A 15,162-nucleotide genomic window follows, 5' to 3' on the forward strand; every position below is an offset into this window, starting at 1 on the left:
TTTCAGTCGGCTGCTGCCTGGGCGGTCCGGTGGCAGGCGGACGCTGCCCACACCCTTTCGCGGAGGCTGACCTGAGGCGCTGTCCCATCCGGTGGCCCGACCTGGTCCAACGGAGGGAGGGCGCCACGGGGCAAATTGTGCGCCTAATCAGCGCTTTAGGTGCGCACGTCCCAACGTCCCAACCCGGGGCGACCTCCCCTAAACCTATAATGGGAATGTATGTCCGGCCCGACCCGGACCTTCCGCATCTAGGTTTCAGACCCGTTGGGACGGTTGGGACGTTGGGACACCGGTCAGCAAGTGACTGAGTTGCAGTCGATTTCGCCTGACCCAACCTCAGCGCATGGGTTGGGACGTGGCGGGGGCGTTGGGACGTGAGCGCGGCAGTGGCCATCACGCGCTGCCGCCCGGGCGAGGAGCCCGATATCGCCACTCCCGTGTGCCGCCATCCTTATCGGGCACGCTGGCCTTGTAGCGCTCCCACTTCCTGGCCTTCAGGAAGCTCGAAACCCGCATCTGGTCTGCCCGGGTCCACTTCGCGGGCTCGATGCTGAGCGCCTGCTCCAGCACCTCGCCGACGGAGACATCGGTCAACGGCTTCGGGCGAGGGACGTGGCGGTCCTGCCAGTCGTCATAGCTGCCGAAGCCGACATTCACGCTGCGCCGCTCGGAGACCAGCCAGCGCTCGATCAGCGCGTCCCATGCATCCGGCTCGTAGCGCGCCTCCTGCTCGGCGGTGGCGGAGACGATGAGGTCGCGATCCTCCAGCCACCACGGCGCCCCAGCATTGAAGCGGGCGACGGCCTCGGCCCACAGCTGGTCGCGGCCACGACGCAGCCCGTCGAGATCGATCTCCCCGCATCGGAGCGGCCAGAAGCGTCGATTGCCGGTCTCGTCGCGCAGATAGGTGTCGGGATTGACGCTGCCGGCGAAGACGCATTGCCGCGGCACGGTGACGACGTAACGCTCGTAGGGTGGTCGATAGCGATCGGCGGTGCGGGTGAGGAAGGCCTTGATGCGCGACACCTCGGCCCTGCCGATGGCATCGAGCTCGGCCATCTCGATGATCCACACGCCGCGCATCTGCTGCGCGGCGTCCTTCGAGCCGATCTCCGCCAGTTCGTCCGTGAACCAGGCATCGGAGGCGAGCATCCTCAGCGCCGTGGATTTCCGGATGCCCTGCGGCCCCTCCAGGATCAGCATGTGGTCGGCCTTCGCGCCGGGCCGCATGATGCGCGCGACGGCAGAGATCATCCACAGTGAGGCCATGGCCCGGTTCAGCGTCGTATCGGCGGCGCCGAGATAGGTCACGGCCCATGCGTCGAGCCGCGGCGTGCCGTCCCATGCGAGCGCGGTGAGATAGTCCCGTACCGGGTGGATGCGGATATTGCGGGCGACGGCCACGACGCTGCGGCCGACCACGACGGGGGGAACGTTGATCTCGTGCCGCTGCAGCCATTCCGCGCAGCGGACATCGTCCGCATCACCCCAGGCCCGCGGCAGGGTGCTGCCGACCGGTTCCCATGGCAGGGCGCGAGTGACCAGGATCTCCTGCGCGAATTCGTCGAACACCAGCGCACCCGCGAAGGCTGCGTCGAGAGAGAGCGCGGTGATCACGTTGGCCTCGTTTCGCTCCGGCGTGCCGCCCGGGTCGAGGCGCAGCAGGGAGGCCCAGCGGGGACGGATGGGCGCCTGGTTCACATCGCCCGTGGTGTTGAAGCGGCGCCGCAGTTCCCCGAGCTGTTTCTCCAGGATGGAGACGGCGATACCGGTCGCGGATTTGATGGCGCCGAGGACCTGTCGCTCCGGCAGTGGCTCGAGGCGCAGGGTAACGAGGCGCCCCAGCAGCTGCGACAGCGGCCCCATCTCGGGCGGGTTGGTGAGCGTGGCCGCGGCCGCCAGCAACTCCTCGACGGTGGCAGGTGGCGGGATCTGCTCGCCCGCCACGTGGGCCTCGGCATAGTCCGCAGCGGTCACGCCATGCCGGAGGTCGTCGTTGAAGTCGTCGCCATGCAGCGGCGCGATGATGCGGGAGGGGATGTTGGCGAGGTTCAGCTGGTCCGCAAGCGTGGCCGCGGCCTGCATGCCGGGAAGTCCGGCGTCGGCGAAGATCGTGACGTGGGCGGTGCCGGCGGGCCACTGCCAGCGCCGCAGCCCATCCGCGGAGAGCGCCGCCATGGTCGGCACGCCGAAGACGGTCTGCGCTGCGAGGGCGGTCTCGATGCCCTCGGCCACGCCGATACGGCCGTCATCGGGGAGCGGCGCCAGGCGCACCGCGCCGCCGGCTATGGGCCCGAGCATCTTCTTCCCCGGCGGCGCCTTCGCCGAGCCGTCATCCAGTAGGTAGGTGCGGTGAATGCCGCCGGTGGCCTCCCCGGCGCCATCGCGGACGATTGCCACGATCCCGGCCCAGCCACGCTTCGTCTCGAAGTCAGCAAGGTCCGGGTGGAACAGCAGGTCGGGGCTGTCCGGCACCTCCAGCCCGCGGCCGCGCAGATAGGTCTCGGCCACCGTGCCGGCGAGTGGCTGGCAGCCCTCCAGCAGGCGCGCCACCTCGCGGCTATGGTCCGGCCTCGGCTCCTGCGGCCGTGGATTGGGCGCCGGCTGCTCCATCTGGGCAAGCCGCGCGGCCTCCGCGAAGAGCCGCGCCTCCGTCAGCCCCGTCCCGTGATAGACCATATCGATCGGCCCGGCGCTCTCGCCGGTGGCATGGTCGAAGCCCCATCCCGCGAAGCGACCGTCGAGGTGCAGAACGCAGGATCCCTCGCCACGGGGGCGGCGGCCGGACAGGTCGGCGCAGCGCAGCGTCTTCCGGTCGGGGGCGCGGACCGCTTGCGGGAACAGCGCAGGCAGCCAGTCCCGCGCTGTGTCAGCCAGCCTGCGGCGCACCTCGGCCAGGTCGTGCCGAACCGGTAGCACGAGCCCGGCATCGTTGAGGTCGATGCGGGCGGATGCGGTGATGGTGGGATGCGGCTCGGCGTTCATGCCAGGATCACGAGCCCCTGCTCGGCGCGGGTGATGGTGGTGTAGAGCCAGCGGCGCCGATCCAGCTCCGTGCGGCCGAGACCATCGTCCCAGACCACCACGTTCTCCCACTGCGACCCCTGGCTCTTATGGCCGGTGATGGCCCAGCCGAAGGTCGCTTCGGTCAGTGCACGCTTGGTCTTCCAGTCGCGGTCATGGCGCTGCTTGTCGAAGGCGATGTGGTCCTCGAAGTGCCCCTTGTAGATGCGCAGCCGGCCGCGGCTGCCGTCCTGCTGCGGCGGCCCGATGCGATTGCCGTCCTCGTCGGTCACCACCGCCGAGAAGTAGTGGGTCCCCTCATCGACGACGGCGTCGAGCGAGAGGAACATCCCGTTGATCAGCCCGAGGTCGTTCTGGTTCCTCAGGCAGACGATCTTCTCGGCCGGGCCGGTCGGCAGCCAGCCTGGCCCGAAGCCGGCGGCCTGGCGCATGGCGTTGTTCAGCTGCAGGCGCGTCGCGTTCATGCCGCAGATGACCTGCCCACCGCGCAGCGCCTGCTCCGGCGTCACGTCGGATTTGCGCATCTTCCAGACGTGGGTGTCGTATTGGCCGAAGCCGATCGCCATGCCCTCGCGGGCCATGGTGGCGAGGCGGATGATGGCGCTCTCCGCGGCCTGGCGGTGGATTTCGGTGAGCATGATGTTGGGCGCGTCCTTGGTGAAGGCGCCCTCGCCCTGGATGGGGGGCAACTGACCTGGATCGCCGAGGACCAGGATCGGCTTGCCGAAGCTCATGAGGTCGCGCGCCATGTCCTCGCCGACCATCGACACTTCATCCAGCACGATGAGCCGCGCATGCGCCGCGTCGCTTTTCGGGTTCAGCGCGAAGCGGGGCCGCTTCATCTCAGAGACGGCCTGGCGCATCGCCTCGATGGTCGCCTCGGCGGTGGTGCGATCGAAGCCCGAGAGCTGCCGCGCGCTGGCCATCGCCTCGGTGATCTTCTTTTCGGCCGCCTCGACTTCCTCCTCGGTCGCCTCGATGACGCTGTAGATCAGGCTGTGGATGGTGCGTGCGGGCGTGCCCTTGCGGCGCAGGACCAGCGCAGCCTTGCCGGTGAAGGTGGCTGTGACGACACCGGGCACGCAGCCCTCGCCATCACCGCCGGCGCGATGCGGCTCGAGGCCGATCTCACCCAGTGCGAACTTCAGCACGGTCGATTTGCCCGTGCCGGCGAAGCCGAACAGCCGGAACACCTGCTGCTGCTCGGTGCCGTGCTCGAACCACGCCCGGATCGCGCTGATGGCGCGGTGCTGAGTGTCGGAGGGCGTGATGTCGCCGCTCATGCTGCACTTCCCAGTTCCATGCGGTAGTCCTTCACGACAGCCCCGCGCGACTGATCGCCGACCTCGCATTCGCGGACGAACACGCGCCGCCCGTCGGCGAGCGTGCGCCAGTGCCCACGGCGAATGTGCCAGCGCGGCGAAGCGTGTGTTCCGCCGCGAAGCGCGACTTCGGCCGCAACCTTCGTCGTGTCGATTTCGGCGATGCGGTAGGTCCATCCGCGGACACCGTGCTTGGCGAGCGAAGCGCGCCGCAGCGGCGACACCACGTGTTCCCGGAGCTGGGTGCCGACCGACAGCAGGCCAAGCGCACGCCAGACCATGCCGGTGAGCGCCTGAAAGTATGGAGTGTGCTCTGCCGGATCGACGAGGGTCGGATGCGCTTCGACGTCCGCGACGCCGTCGGGCAGGAAGCTGGCCCGAGCCAAGACGTCGGTCCAGAGCTTGCGACGGGTGTCGAAGCGAAAGAGGAATGCATCGACGCCCTGCTCGGTCCCGACCGCGTAGGCAACAAGAGATGCGCCGGGATGGAGCTGTTCGGTGACCTCGAACAGCACACGCTCGTGAGGCAGCCGCAGCGGGCCGGCCATGATGGTCTGCGACAGCAGCTGGACCTCGTCCGAGTCAAAGCTGGTCTGGTCGGGAAAGAGGTAGACCGGCGCGCTGAGGACGCCGGATGCATCGACGGGACACCAGAAGCGGTTCGCGTAACGATGAATGTGGCGCTTGAGCGCGTAGGCCAGCGGCACTGGCGGAAATGGCGAAGGTGACCTCATGGGTTGGCCTCCCAGCAGCGGGCCGCGTACGGGCAGAAGCGGCAGAGATAGAAATCGGCGTGAGCCGCGATCCGCGGCGGCAATTCGCCGGACTCAGCCGCGTGCAGGATGTCGACCGCCCGATCGGACAGGCGCTGCGCCTCGGCTGCGTCGAAGGGCACCGCCTCGTGGTGCAGGGCGAGCGTGTCGCGGTTCAGCGCGGTGAGCAGCGCCACCTCGAGCTCGAGATAGGCCATGTAGAGCTGCAGCTGGGCGAAGTAGATCGGCTTGGACAGGCGCAGGCCGCGCTTGACCAGGTCGGTCCAGGATTTTTGGCCGAGCGCCTTGTGCTCCCAGAGGCTGGGCCAGCGAATGCCGATATCGGGCCCGGCGACGATGACGCCGTCGGCGTGGCCGCGCAGCTTCCCGCCCGCGGCAGCAAAGCCGAACTGCTCGCCATCGGAGCCGCGATCCCATAGCTCGAAGCCTGCCTGCTTCAGCCAGCGGATCGACAGCGCCTCGAACTGATGGCCCGCGTCGAAGATGCGCAGGATGCCGCCGTCGAAGTCGCGCTCCGGATCCTTCGGTGCGTGCATGACCTCATAGACCAGCTTTCGGGCGCAGGCCTCGCCGATGCGGCTGCCGCCGAGATAGTCGCGCGGACGCTGCCGCTGGTTGCGCGCCACCAGTGCGGCATCGACATGCGCATTGATGCGAGGCGTGGTGTCGGCCACACCGTGCGCGGCGCGTCCATAGACCAGACCGGATTGGTGATTGAGATCGACGAGCATGGGTCCCCTAAAATGGAATCGGGTCGTCGAGCGGATCCCGCTCGGTGGCCTGGCGCTGCATGGACGCCTGGAAGCCGTCGATGCAGGCCTCGATGATGCGGTCGATCTCCGCCGCGCTGCGGTCGTGGAACGGCGCCATCAGGTTCAGCTCCACCAGCACTTCGGCGAGTGGACGACGCGCGTCCTTCACCGCGCGCTCCTCCATCTGAGTTTTGTCGATCACGCCATTGGACCTCCGGCCCAGCGTGCCACCGGCCTCGCAGCACCGCATCGAGCAAAAGCGGTGATGCGGGAATTCGCCCCAACGAAGCTGATGGACGTAGCCGAAGCCCTTCGCCTCCCGGCCGCAGAGCGCGCAGGTGAGGCGACGGACCTGATCCTCGGGCGAGCAGCCGCGCGGCGGTGGCAGGGACTGCGCCGCAGCACGCGGCTGCGTCGGCCGCGTCCAGCGGCGACGAACCATCGGTGCATCACCCGTTCAGCCAGGCCGGACCGCCGGCCGCCGACGCCGGCGCCGGGGCGGGCGGGGGCTGCAGCGCGGCGGGGGTGGGGCTGGTGCCGGCCGGTCGTTCCCACATGCGGGGCGCCGGAGCCGCGGGTGCGGTGGCAGCCTGGCCCGACCAGGCCGGCGGCGTGGCCGCAGCGGCAGCGGGCGGACGCGCCGGGCGGTTGCTGGGCGCGGCGGCGACGCCTTCGCCAGCCATGACCTTGGCGTATTCCGGCTCGCCCGGCAGCACGACACGGTCCAGCCGGTTGCTGTCGGCGTAACGCGGGTCATTCGCGGGCTCGACGCGCACCTTGGCCGCGAAGGTGATGCCGTGCAGGTCGGACAGGCCGCGCAGCATGCGCTTGGCCTTCGCCGCCTCGCTCATATCCTGCGGATCGAGGCCGAGCGCGCTGTCAATCATCGCTCGGAAGATGCCCTTCGAGATCTTCCAGCCGATCGACACGCCCTGCTCGTCGAGCTTCCCGCCGACGACGGTGAAGGTCTGCCAGAACTTCCGGCGGATGTGCGGCCCGACCACCACCGTGAACTCGCAGTCCAGCATCTTCACGTCGCTGCCCTGCGTTTTGGTCGCCTTGAGCAGGCCGCGGTCGGCCTCGCCCTGGCCATCCAGCCCTCCCTTGCGAAGATGCATGATGACCTTCACGAAGCTGCCGTCCGGGATGAGGTCGGAGCCGCGCGGCAGTTCGGCATCGTTCATGTCATAAGTCATGTCATCATCCCTGGTTGGTGCTGGTGGCGTTGATCTTGCGAAGCAGGGCGGCGAGGTCCGCAGGCTCGGTCTCGTCGAGACGGCCGGAGCGGTCCTGCGCGGGCAGGCCGAAGCTATTGCCGGCGCGGCAGACAAGGCGACGCTCGGTTCCGCGCTCCGGGTCGTATCGCCAGGCGTCGCCTTCGCGACTGAACAGCCCCATGGTGACGACCTGATCGACGATGCCCGGCAGTTCCCGCGCGGCCTTGCCGCCTTCCATCTGCGGCTGCCAGGTGACCTTGCCGAACTCGTCGGTCACCTTCTCCAGGATGCCGACCATGATCGTGGTCTTGCCTGGCGCGTGCTGCAGGTGCTTCAGCAGGCCGATCACCTCGCGCGCCATCAAGCCATAGGCGCCACGGGTGTCCGGTTTGCCGGTCTTTTCCGAGAAGGCTTCGGGCCGCGTCTTGGCCCAGGCCATGGCCTGCCGTGTGAGGTCGGTGATGCTGTCCAGGAACACGATGGACTTGCTGGCGATCAGCCGCACCAGGTCGGGATGCGCCGCGGCGAGATGCTGATAGTGGCCTTCGGAAAAGAACCCGGTCGGATCGGCTGCCGGATTCACACCGCCGACCAAGCAGGCGATGTCGATCGCATCTTCGAAGCAGCGGACGGGGATGCTGTCGCCGCGCCAGTCCTGCACCGACTTGAGGCCGGCCTCGAGATCGATGCAGATGGCCTTCTCGGCGGGCATCGTTTTGACCTGCGTGGTCTTGCCCACGCCGCTGGGCCCGAACAGCGCCAGGGTGGTCTTGTTGACGGCGCTCGACAGGCGCTCGTCGGCCGTGACGATGCGGAGTGCCATCAGCGGCCTCCCTGCATCGGGATGACGCCGCCGGCGTGCGGGCTGTCGCGCAGCGCGGTCTCAGACAGGATGGTCAAGCGATAGGTGGCGCGGCCGGTGCGGACCGTGCGCGCCGGCTCGAAGGCCGCGCGAATGCGCTCTGGCCAGGCGGCGTAGGCGCGCTCTGCCACCTTGAAGCTGACCTCGACATACTCACCGGGATCCTCGCCGCCGGTACGGATCTGCTCGGTGAGCGCGGCGAGCCGACGCTGATCCCACTCGACTTTCTTAGGAAGGTCGGCGGCGATCTCGACCGTGCCGTCCATGAAGCGCACCGTGCCGGTGTCCTTGCCGGCCGCGGCGCGGGCACCGATGGCGCGCTGCTCGTAGCGCATGGCAATGGCACCCTCGATCCAGTCGAGTGCGCGCTTGGCGATGTCGAGGCGAGACCGCGCCTCCTCCTGCAGGAGGGCGAGATGCTCCGCCGGTAGGTCAATGACCTGGCCGATGGGCAGCAGGCGCATGTCGTCGATCGTCGGGTGGTTGCGGCGCGAGGCGTCCATCACGCCGCCTCCCGACCGAGCAGGTCGGCCAGCGCGTATCCGGCGGCGCTGCGGGCACTCAGCGGCCGCGGCCGGACGATCAACAGATAGGCGCAGCGACCTTCAGCGATCCGGCGCTGCACGAGGTGCCCAAGGCCAGTCTCCGCCATCGCCCAGACGCGGCGTGCAACCGCTTCGAGATCAGCGCGCCGGTCAGGCGGCAGGTCTGAGGTGATCCTGTCGCGATCGCGGGCGAGCAGGCCGATGTGATAGACGATGGCATCGCCGGGCGCCGCGTCGGCGAAGCGATCGCACAGGCCGTTCTCGGTCAGCACGACGTCGAGCAGATCCTCCAAGTTCAGCAGGATCTCGGTCGACAGCATCTCTGGGGGTGTGAAGCGCACCGGTCGGCTCTCCCTCTCACGCAAGGTCGTCATCTGGTTTCATACGGATCAGCGAGAATCCGTTCTCACGGCCTCGACGCGGTGAAGGCGGAGGGATGCGCGCCTGCCGCACGGAGCCAGCAGCGGAGATCGGCAAGAGCGCGATAGAAGGTCGCCGACGACACGCCGCTCGCGTCGCGCGCATCGACCACGTCGCGATGCGCGACGATCAGGTCGAGCAGCGTCCGCGAAGCCCCCGGCAGTTCGATGGCGGCGCTGCGCAGCGCGATCGGCAGGTCGGGATCGAACCAGGCTGCCGGGAGCGTGCTGGCGATGCCGTGGCCGTCGTTGCCGTCGAGCGGAACGGTGTCGATCGAGGCCGGCGCCCGCGCACGGTCGATGACCACGTGCTGGGCGAGCAGGCTGACAAAGGTCGACCAGGAAGCCCGCCGCGCATCGTAGCGGTCGGACGCCTCGACGATGGCGAGCAGGATGTCCTGGGTCAGGTCCTCCCGATCCACCCGACTCAAGCGCCGGTGCCGGGAGAAGCGGCCGGCATGGTGACGGGCGGATGCCAGCGCCACCCGGATACGATCATTGTCCCAGTTCTGGGGATTCTCTGCCTCTCGGGACTGTTGCTCGGGCACGGTGCGGATCCTTGGATGAGGCGGCTGCGACGACCTCAAGCCAGCACGGCGTTCCCCGGTGCGACGAGGGTGGAAAGGTGCCGAATGGGGCGGAAATGCCCCCGAACGATTTCCGCACCAACGTTGTTTCAATGACTTAGGTGCGCGCCGACGCCTCCTGGCGCTCCCGAGGTGCCGAATTCCGATTTGCGCACCACCCCGGCAAACGACTGCTGGACGTCACCCGAGTAAGGAACGTAAAGTGAACACACGCGTTGCCGAAACGTGGCTTCCCGAGGACCGCACTCCTATGACGCTGATGATCGACTATGCCTGCCGACCGGGGAGCGCGGCGCCACGCTCGCTCACCGTGGCCGCCATCCGGGCGGTCGCCGGGCAGGTGCGCCAGCAGATCCCGCGCGAGCCGAGCGAGCTGGCGCTATCTCTCGCCGCGTTGGTGGATGCCAGTCGAAACGTTGCCGTGAACGGGCGCCGGCTGCTGGTGTCCTGGGACATTGCGGGCGCGCTGCAGGACGAGATTGGCCGGCCGGTGCTCGGCCTGTGCGACACCGATCCTGACGAGCCGGGTTGGGCCTTTCTGGCGGTCAATGGGCCGATGACCGTCCATCGGCCAGATCTCGCGCTTAGCACCGCCGCGCATGAGCTTGGGCATCTGCTGTTCGACGTGCCGGCCGCGCTAGAAGGTGGTCCGCGGCGCTATCGCGCCGTTGCCAGCTCGCCGCAGGCGCTCGATCGCGTAGGCCGTGGTGCTGAGGGGCGGGCGAATGCGTTCATGGGGGCGTTGTTGGCGCCGCCGGTGCCGCTGCACACGCGGTTGCTGGCCCATGCCCGTGGCGAGGGGCTGCGTTTGGCGCGCGGACCACATCAGGGCCGGCCGGGCAGCCCCATCCTTGCCTCCGGCAACGCACCCGACGCCGTCGCCGGCGTCATGGCGGCGCTTGCCGGGGATTTCGGCGTGTCAGAACGGTTCATTGCCGTGCGCCTGGCGCGCTACGGCCTTATCCAGGGAGAGGTGTGATGGCGTTTGGGGCAGCGGTTCGCGCCCGGCGCACCGAGTTGCGCATCGGGCTCAATGACATGGCGGAGCGGATGGGCATCTCGCCCGGCTACTGGTCGCGCGTTGAACGGGAGATCGAGAAACCACCCAGCGACGAACTCGTGCAGCGCGCCGCGGCGATCCTCGGGATCCAGCTCGACGACCTGTTCGTGGAGGCGCAGCGCCTGCCGCCCGATATGCGACGGGACATCGGCAAGGTGGTGCTCGCCTATCGGCGGATGCGCCCATTCGCCGCTGGCTGAGGAATCTGACATGGCGACGCGGCCCAAACACAAACGCTTCTTCAGCATCGACGACGTCGGCGCTCATTTCGGTCTGTCGCTCGTCGACATGGGGGTCATGGCGGCCGAGGGGCAACTACGGCTCAGTGTCCCGGTTGCTGGCCTGCGCGTGGAAATCGGCGACTGGGAGGAGGACGGTGATGGCCATGGGTTCAGGATTCCGGCCGGCTATCGCATGCTGAATGGCCTCGTCGATCTCTACCCCGTCGATGGATGGACCATCTTGCGCAACGGCACCGGTGTTGTGCACGCGCTCCCGACAGAAGGTGCTGGGTATACGAGCATCGAAACCGGCAATCCGGATCAGGAGGGCCTGCTGGTAACGCGCGACGAGCTTGGGGTGCGCCGTGAAGAATGGCGTCGTCTCGAAGCGCAGGACGGCGATCACGAGGCGGAGGCGGATGCACCTGCCCGTTCTCGCCGAGGGGTGCAACCGACCCATGATTGGGATGCCGCAAGGCTGGAAGCGTGCCGGCTGTTCTATTTCGAAGGGGTGCCGGAGTCCCAGGCAGCCCTGATCCGCCACATGCAGACCTGGTTCGCGTCCAAGGGGCTCAAGGTGCCCGATGACAGCACCTTGAAGCGCCGCCTTCGCGATGTGTGGGCGATGTTCGGACCGGAAGCGAAGAAGCGCGCCGCTTGATCATCATGTCCTGCGCGATGCCGTGAGAACGATGCCGCGCAGATCCGTAGATAAGGGGCAGGACGATTGTGGATCGCCATGCCCCCCACACCGATCAATCATCACCTTGCACCCCACCTTCGTGAGGTCTGTGACCTGCTTGCGCGCGGCATCCTGCGGCTGCGCAGCCGCGCTGCCGAGGATCTCGCCCGTGATGCCGCGCAGGTCGAGGCTCGCGGAGACGTTCGCCTACACTCCACCGCCCGGCAGCGCCGTCATGCGAATCCCAGGAGAAAGGGAGCCGCATGACCAGACGATCAACCACGAAGGCGAAGCAGCAGGATTCTGCGTCGCCGGCGCCCTCCATTCCGAAGATGCCGCCCGCTCAGGTGCTACCGCGGCTGGCCGCCCTGAAGTCGGCGCCGATCGCGCAGCTGAAGCAGCAATGGCGGGAACTGTTCGGGAAGGAGCCGCCGCCGTTCAGCCGCAGCTACATCACCAGCCGGCTCGCCTATCGCATCCAGGAACTCGCCTATGGCGGGCTGAAGCCGGAGACGCGGGCCCGGCTCGAGGCGCTTGGAGAGCAACTGGACGGCGGCAATGTCGTGCTGCGGCGTATCCGCGCCGACAGCCGGCCGCTGCCGGGAACGCGACTGCTTCGCGAGCATGACGGCGCGCAGCATGTCGTCACCGTCCGAGCGGACGACTTCGAGTATGAGGGGCGGCCGTATCGCTCGCTCTCTGCCATCGCGCGCCACATCACCGGCACGCGCTGGAACGGCTGGGCATTCTTCGGGCTGCGCCAGCCAGGCGGTAGCGCATGAGGCGGAAGGCATCTGCCGGCGACGTGATGCCGGCGACCACAAGAAAGCTCCGCTGCGCGGTCTACACGCGCAAGAGCACGGACGAGGGGCTCGACAAGGAGTTCAACACGCTCGATGCGCAGCGCGAGGCGTGCGAGGCGTATGTCGCCAGCCAGCGCGCCGAGGGCTGGACCTTAGTCAGGGACCGCTATGACGATGGCGGGTTCTCCGGCGGCACCCTAGAACGCCCGGCGCTGAGGCGCCTGCTGGCCGACATCGAGCAAGGGCTGGTCGACGTCATCGTGGTCTACAAGATCGACCGGCTGTCCCGATCGCTGATGGACTTCGCCAAGCTGGTCGAGACGATGGAGGCGCACGGCGTCACGTTCGTTTCCGTCACGCAGTCGTTTAATACCACCACCAGCATGGGGCGGCTGACGCTGAACATCCTGCTCAGCTTTGCCCAGTTCGAACGCGAGGTGATCGGGGAGCGCATCCGAGACAAGGTGGCGGCGTCGAAGGCGCGCGGCATGTGGATGGGCGGAAAGGTGCCGCTCGGGTATGATGTCGCCAACCGGAAGCTGATCATCAACGATGCGGAGGCGCCCCGCGTCCGGCGCGTCTTCGAACTCTTCGTCGAGACGGGCTCAGGCGTCGAGACGGTCCGCCGCCTGCAGGACGAGGGCATCACCAGCAAGTCCGGGAAGCTGCTGGACAAGGGGGACGTCTACAAGGCGCTGAACCTGCGGACCTACATCGGGGAGGTGACGCACAAGGGCAACGTTTACCGCGGCGAGCACGAGGGCATCGTGCCGCGGGACCTGTGGGACCGGGCGCATGCCATTCTGCAGGTGAGCCCACGAACTCGGGCCGCGCAGAACCGGCAGCACGCGCCCGCGCTGCTGAAAGGGCTGATCTACGGCATCGATGGGCGGGCGCTGTCGCCGACGCATGCGGTGAAGAATGGCCGGCGCTACTGCTACTACGTCGCACAGCGGGTGCTGAGGGCGGACATGATCGTGGACGACAGCATCGTGCGGCGCGTGTCGGCGGCGCAGATCGAGGGCGCCGTGATCAGCCAGGTCCGCGCCCTGCTGCGCCAACCGGAGATCGTGGTTGGCACTTGGCTCGCGGCGAGGAAGGAGGCGCCGGAGCTGACCGAGCGCGAGGTTCGCGATGCGCTGCATCGGCTCGACCCACTATGGGAGGAGTTGTTCCCGGCGGAGCATGCGCGGATCGTGCGGGCGCTGGTGGAGCGGGTGGTGGTCGGGCCCGCCGGCGCCGATATCCGGCTCCGCGTTGAGGGGCTGGCCGGCCTGGTCCGCGACCTCACGGCGATCGCGCCCGAAGCGCTGAGGGCTGCCGCATGACTGCAGCAACGAGCATCACGGTGCGGGTGCCGCTGAAGATCCGGCGTCGGCCGGGGCGGAGGACGGTGGTGACGCCGGTGGCAGCAGAGGGCGGTGATGCTGCCATCGCGACGCGCGCGGACCCGGCGCTGGTGAAGGCGCTGGCGCGGGCGTTCCGCTACCAACGACTGCTCGACGATGGGCGGTACGCCTCGATCAGCGAGATGGCGGCGGCGGAGCGGATCGAGCGCGGATACCTGGGAACACTGCTACGGCTGACTCTGCTGTCGCCCGCGTTGGTGGAGGAAATGATGGACGCAAGGGCCAGATGCGCCGCGACGCTTCCCGAACTACTCCAGCCATTTCCTGAAATCTGGGAACACCAGCAGGCGCAATTGATGCCACGTTGACGGCAGCGCGCTCGTCCGCTCCACGCCACCCATTCCAGTCGTTCGGGGTAGGAAATCCGCCTCCACGAGCAGAAAGTGGCGCCATGGGCGTCAACCCGCTGCTGGGAGGAAGAGCCAGTGAGGGGTGGCGTGACTGCGTTCGCATTAAGGGCGCGATTGGTCGCCCTGGCCATACTCGCACCTGCGCGCCTGCACCCCACCTTACCCCTTGATACGCGACACCGTGTACGTCGGATTGCTAAGGTCGACTTCGATCTCCGAAGTGAAGGGCCTCATATATGCGCCCGCGTCGAACCCCTTGAATTCGATGCCGGCTGCCTTCATCGCTTTGAAAACTCGGCAGACGGCGGAGGTGAATACGGGGACCAGATCTAGATAGATCTGACTTTCGGGATGGCGCTCGGTCAGACCTTTCTGGCGGATTGCCGCAAGCCTCAGTTGGCTCTCGATTAGCATGAACCGTTGCTCTGCTTTGTCGAGCCTCAGGAACGTATCGAGGTGCGGTGACGCGAGCTTCGGATCAAGTCGCGCGTCGAGATCAGTCAATCTGATATAGTGACTCATGCGAATGGGCGCGCCTTGGGCTGTCGGATAGGTTGCGAGCAGGAACGAAGCGCCAATCCACCGCAAGGGTTCGTCATCGAGAAACAGGCGGGAATAGAGGCTGCGGAACAACGGATGGTCACGATGATGGATCGCGTTCCGCACGGCAATTAGCAGCGCGGTATCACCGTGATCGAAGTAAGGGAAGAGCGCCTTGCTTACGTCGTAGAGGGTGTGGAATGCCTCCAGCTTCGCTTCGAAGGCGCGATCCAGATTGTTGATGGCCTCCTCCCGATCAACCTTAAAGAGTTCCGTGAACCTCATGTGAGCCTCGACATACAAGCGCATCGTGTTAGCCAGGATGCTGATCGCTCCCTCAATCGGACTGTTACGTCGCAACCGTTTCACTCCTGCCTAGGACCCCGCGATCATGCCTCGGGACGCCTCCTGTTCATTGCTCACCCTCAGAGATGGCAATCGCAGCTTCGATTTCCGCGAGCGTAACGCCAAAACCGAGTTCCGTTTCGATGCTGCCTTGCCGCATCGTGCTTGCCTCGATGCATGTGCAATCCAAGCGAATTCGGAACGAAGCTGAACTACGGTCGCTCATACCTGCGCCCCGCATCGTCGCTCAT

Annotated in this window: 17 protein-coding genes; 6 read left to right on the forward strand and 11 right to left on the reverse strand. The window is 67.4% G+C overall.

Annotated elements, in window-relative coordinates; all coding sequences use genetic code 11:
- Positions 1-393 precede the first annotated feature (393 nt).
- The 10 genes from GXW78_RS03410 to GXW78_RS03455 form a co-directional block, all read right to left on the reverse strand.
- A complete protein-coding gene (locus GXW78_RS03410; RefSeq protein ID WP_211866060.1) occupies positions 394-2,985 on the reverse strand; it encodes a VapE domain-containing protein in 2,592 nt (863 codons plus the stop codon).
- Complete coding sequence (locus GXW78_RS03415; RefSeq protein WP_211866061.1) at positions 2,982-4,307, reverse strand: ATP-dependent DNA helicase; 1,326 nt, start codon at positions 4,305-4,307, stop codon at positions 2,982-2,984. Before GXW78_RS03415 ends, GXW78_RS03410 begins: the two co-directional genes overlap by 4 nt.
- The gene (locus tag GXW78_RS03420; protein WP_211866062.1) at positions 4,304-5,080 is read right to left on the reverse strand and encodes a hypothetical protein; all 777 of its coding nucleotides are present in this window, start codon (positions 5,078-5,080) and stop codon (positions 4,304-4,306) included. Before GXW78_RS03420 ends, GXW78_RS03415 begins: the two co-directional genes overlap by 4 nt.
- Entirely contained in the window at positions 5,077-5,850 is a 774-nt protein-coding gene (locus tag GXW78_RS03425; protein WP_211866063.1) for a hypothetical protein, read from the reverse strand. The genes GXW78_RS03420 and GXW78_RS03425 overlap by 4 nt, the downstream gene beginning before the upstream one ends.
- Positions 5,851-5,857: 7 nt before the next feature.
- Positions 5,858-6,313 carry a DUF6511 domain-containing protein gene (locus GXW78_RS27775; protein WP_246521824.1) on the reverse strand — a complete coding sequence of 152 codons (456 nt, stop codon included), beginning with the start codon at positions 6,311-6,313 and terminating at the stop codon, positions 5,858-5,860.
- 7 nt (positions 6,314-6,320) lie between these two features.
- Positions 6,321-7,067, reverse strand: coding sequence for a hypothetical protein (locus tag GXW78_RS03435; RefSeq protein WP_211866064.1), 747 nt, complete (start codon positions 7,065-7,067; stop codon positions 6,321-6,323).
- A 4-nt stretch (positions 7,068-7,071) separates the two neighbouring features.
- Positions 7,072-7,911, reverse strand: a complete 840-nt coding sequence (locus GXW78_RS03440; RefSeq protein ID WP_211866065.1) for an ATP-binding protein — start codon at positions 7,909-7,911, stop codon at positions 7,072-7,074.
- Positions 7,911-8,453: a hypothetical protein gene (locus tag GXW78_RS03445; RefSeq protein ID WP_211866066.1), complete on the reverse strand. Its 543-nt coding sequence runs from the start codon at positions 8,451-8,453 to the stop codon at positions 7,911-7,913. Before GXW78_RS03445 ends, GXW78_RS03440 begins: the two co-directional genes overlap by 1 nt.
- The gene (locus GXW78_RS03450) at positions 8,453-8,836 is read right to left on the reverse strand and encodes a hypothetical protein (RefSeq protein WP_211866067.1); all 384 of its coding nucleotides are present in this window, start codon (positions 8,834-8,836) and stop codon (positions 8,453-8,455) included. Before GXW78_RS03450 ends, GXW78_RS03445 begins: the two co-directional genes overlap by 1 nt.
- Positions 8,837-8,901: 65 nt before the next feature.
- Positions 8,902-9,462, reverse strand: a complete 561-nt coding sequence (locus GXW78_RS03455; RefSeq protein WP_211866068.1) for a sigma factor — start codon at positions 9,460-9,462, stop codon at positions 8,902-8,904.
- 289 nt (positions 9,463-9,751) lie between these two features.
- On the opposite strand from GXW78_RS03455, the gene GXW78_RS03460 reads away from it, so the two are divergent.
- The 6 genes from GXW78_RS03460 (at position 9,752) to GXW78_RS03485 (ending at position 13,984) form a co-directional block, all read left to right on the forward strand.
- The gene (locus GXW78_RS03460; RefSeq protein WP_211866069.1) at positions 9,752-10,480 is read left to right on the forward strand and encodes an ImmA/IrrE family metallo-endopeptidase; all 729 of its coding nucleotides are present in this window, start codon (positions 9,752-9,754) and stop codon (positions 10,478-10,480) included.
- Positions 10,480-10,761, forward strand: coding sequence for a helix-turn-helix domain-containing protein (locus GXW78_RS03465; protein WP_211848865.1), 282 nt, complete (start codon positions 10,480-10,482; stop codon positions 10,759-10,761). Before GXW78_RS03460 ends, GXW78_RS03465 begins: the two co-directional genes overlap by 1 nt.
- A gap of 10 nt (positions 10,762-10,771) precedes the next feature.
- Complete coding sequence (locus GXW78_RS03470; RefSeq protein WP_211866070.1) at positions 10,772-11,443, forward strand: hypothetical protein; 672 nt, start codon at positions 10,772-10,774, stop codon at positions 11,441-11,443.
- Between the two features lie 284 nt (positions 11,444-11,727).
- The gene (locus GXW78_RS03475; protein ID WP_211866071.1) at positions 11,728-12,246 is read left to right on the forward strand and encodes a DUF2924 domain-containing protein; all 519 of its coding nucleotides are present in this window, start codon (positions 11,728-11,730) and stop codon (positions 12,244-12,246) included.
- Positions 12,243-13,595: a recombinase family protein gene (locus tag GXW78_RS03480; RefSeq protein WP_211866073.1), complete on the forward strand. Its 1,353-nt coding sequence runs from the start codon at positions 12,243-12,245 to the stop codon at positions 13,593-13,595. The genes GXW78_RS03475 and GXW78_RS03480 overlap by 4 nt, the downstream gene beginning before the upstream one ends.
- Complete coding sequence (locus GXW78_RS03485; RefSeq protein WP_211866075.1) at positions 13,592-13,984, forward strand: hypothetical protein; 393 nt, start codon at positions 13,592-13,594, stop codon at positions 13,982-13,984. The genes GXW78_RS03480 and GXW78_RS03485 overlap by 4 nt, the downstream gene beginning before the upstream one ends.
- Before the next feature lie 201 nt (positions 13,985-14,185).
- Here the strand turns inward: GXW78_RS03485 and GXW78_RS03490 are convergent, their stop codons facing one another.
- On the reverse strand, positions 14,186-14,851 hold the full coding sequence (locus GXW78_RS03490) for a hypothetical protein (RefSeq protein WP_211866077.1): 666 nt from the start codon (positions 14,849-14,851) through the stop codon (positions 14,186-14,188).
- Positions 14,852-15,162 lie beyond the last annotated feature (311 nt).

It is taken from the genome of Neoroseomonas terrae, from assembly GCF_018129025.1.
In the GTDB taxonomy this organism is placed as follows: domain Bacteria; phylum Pseudomonadota; class Alphaproteobacteria; order Acetobacterales; family Acetobacteraceae; genus Neoroseomonas; species Neoroseomonas terrae.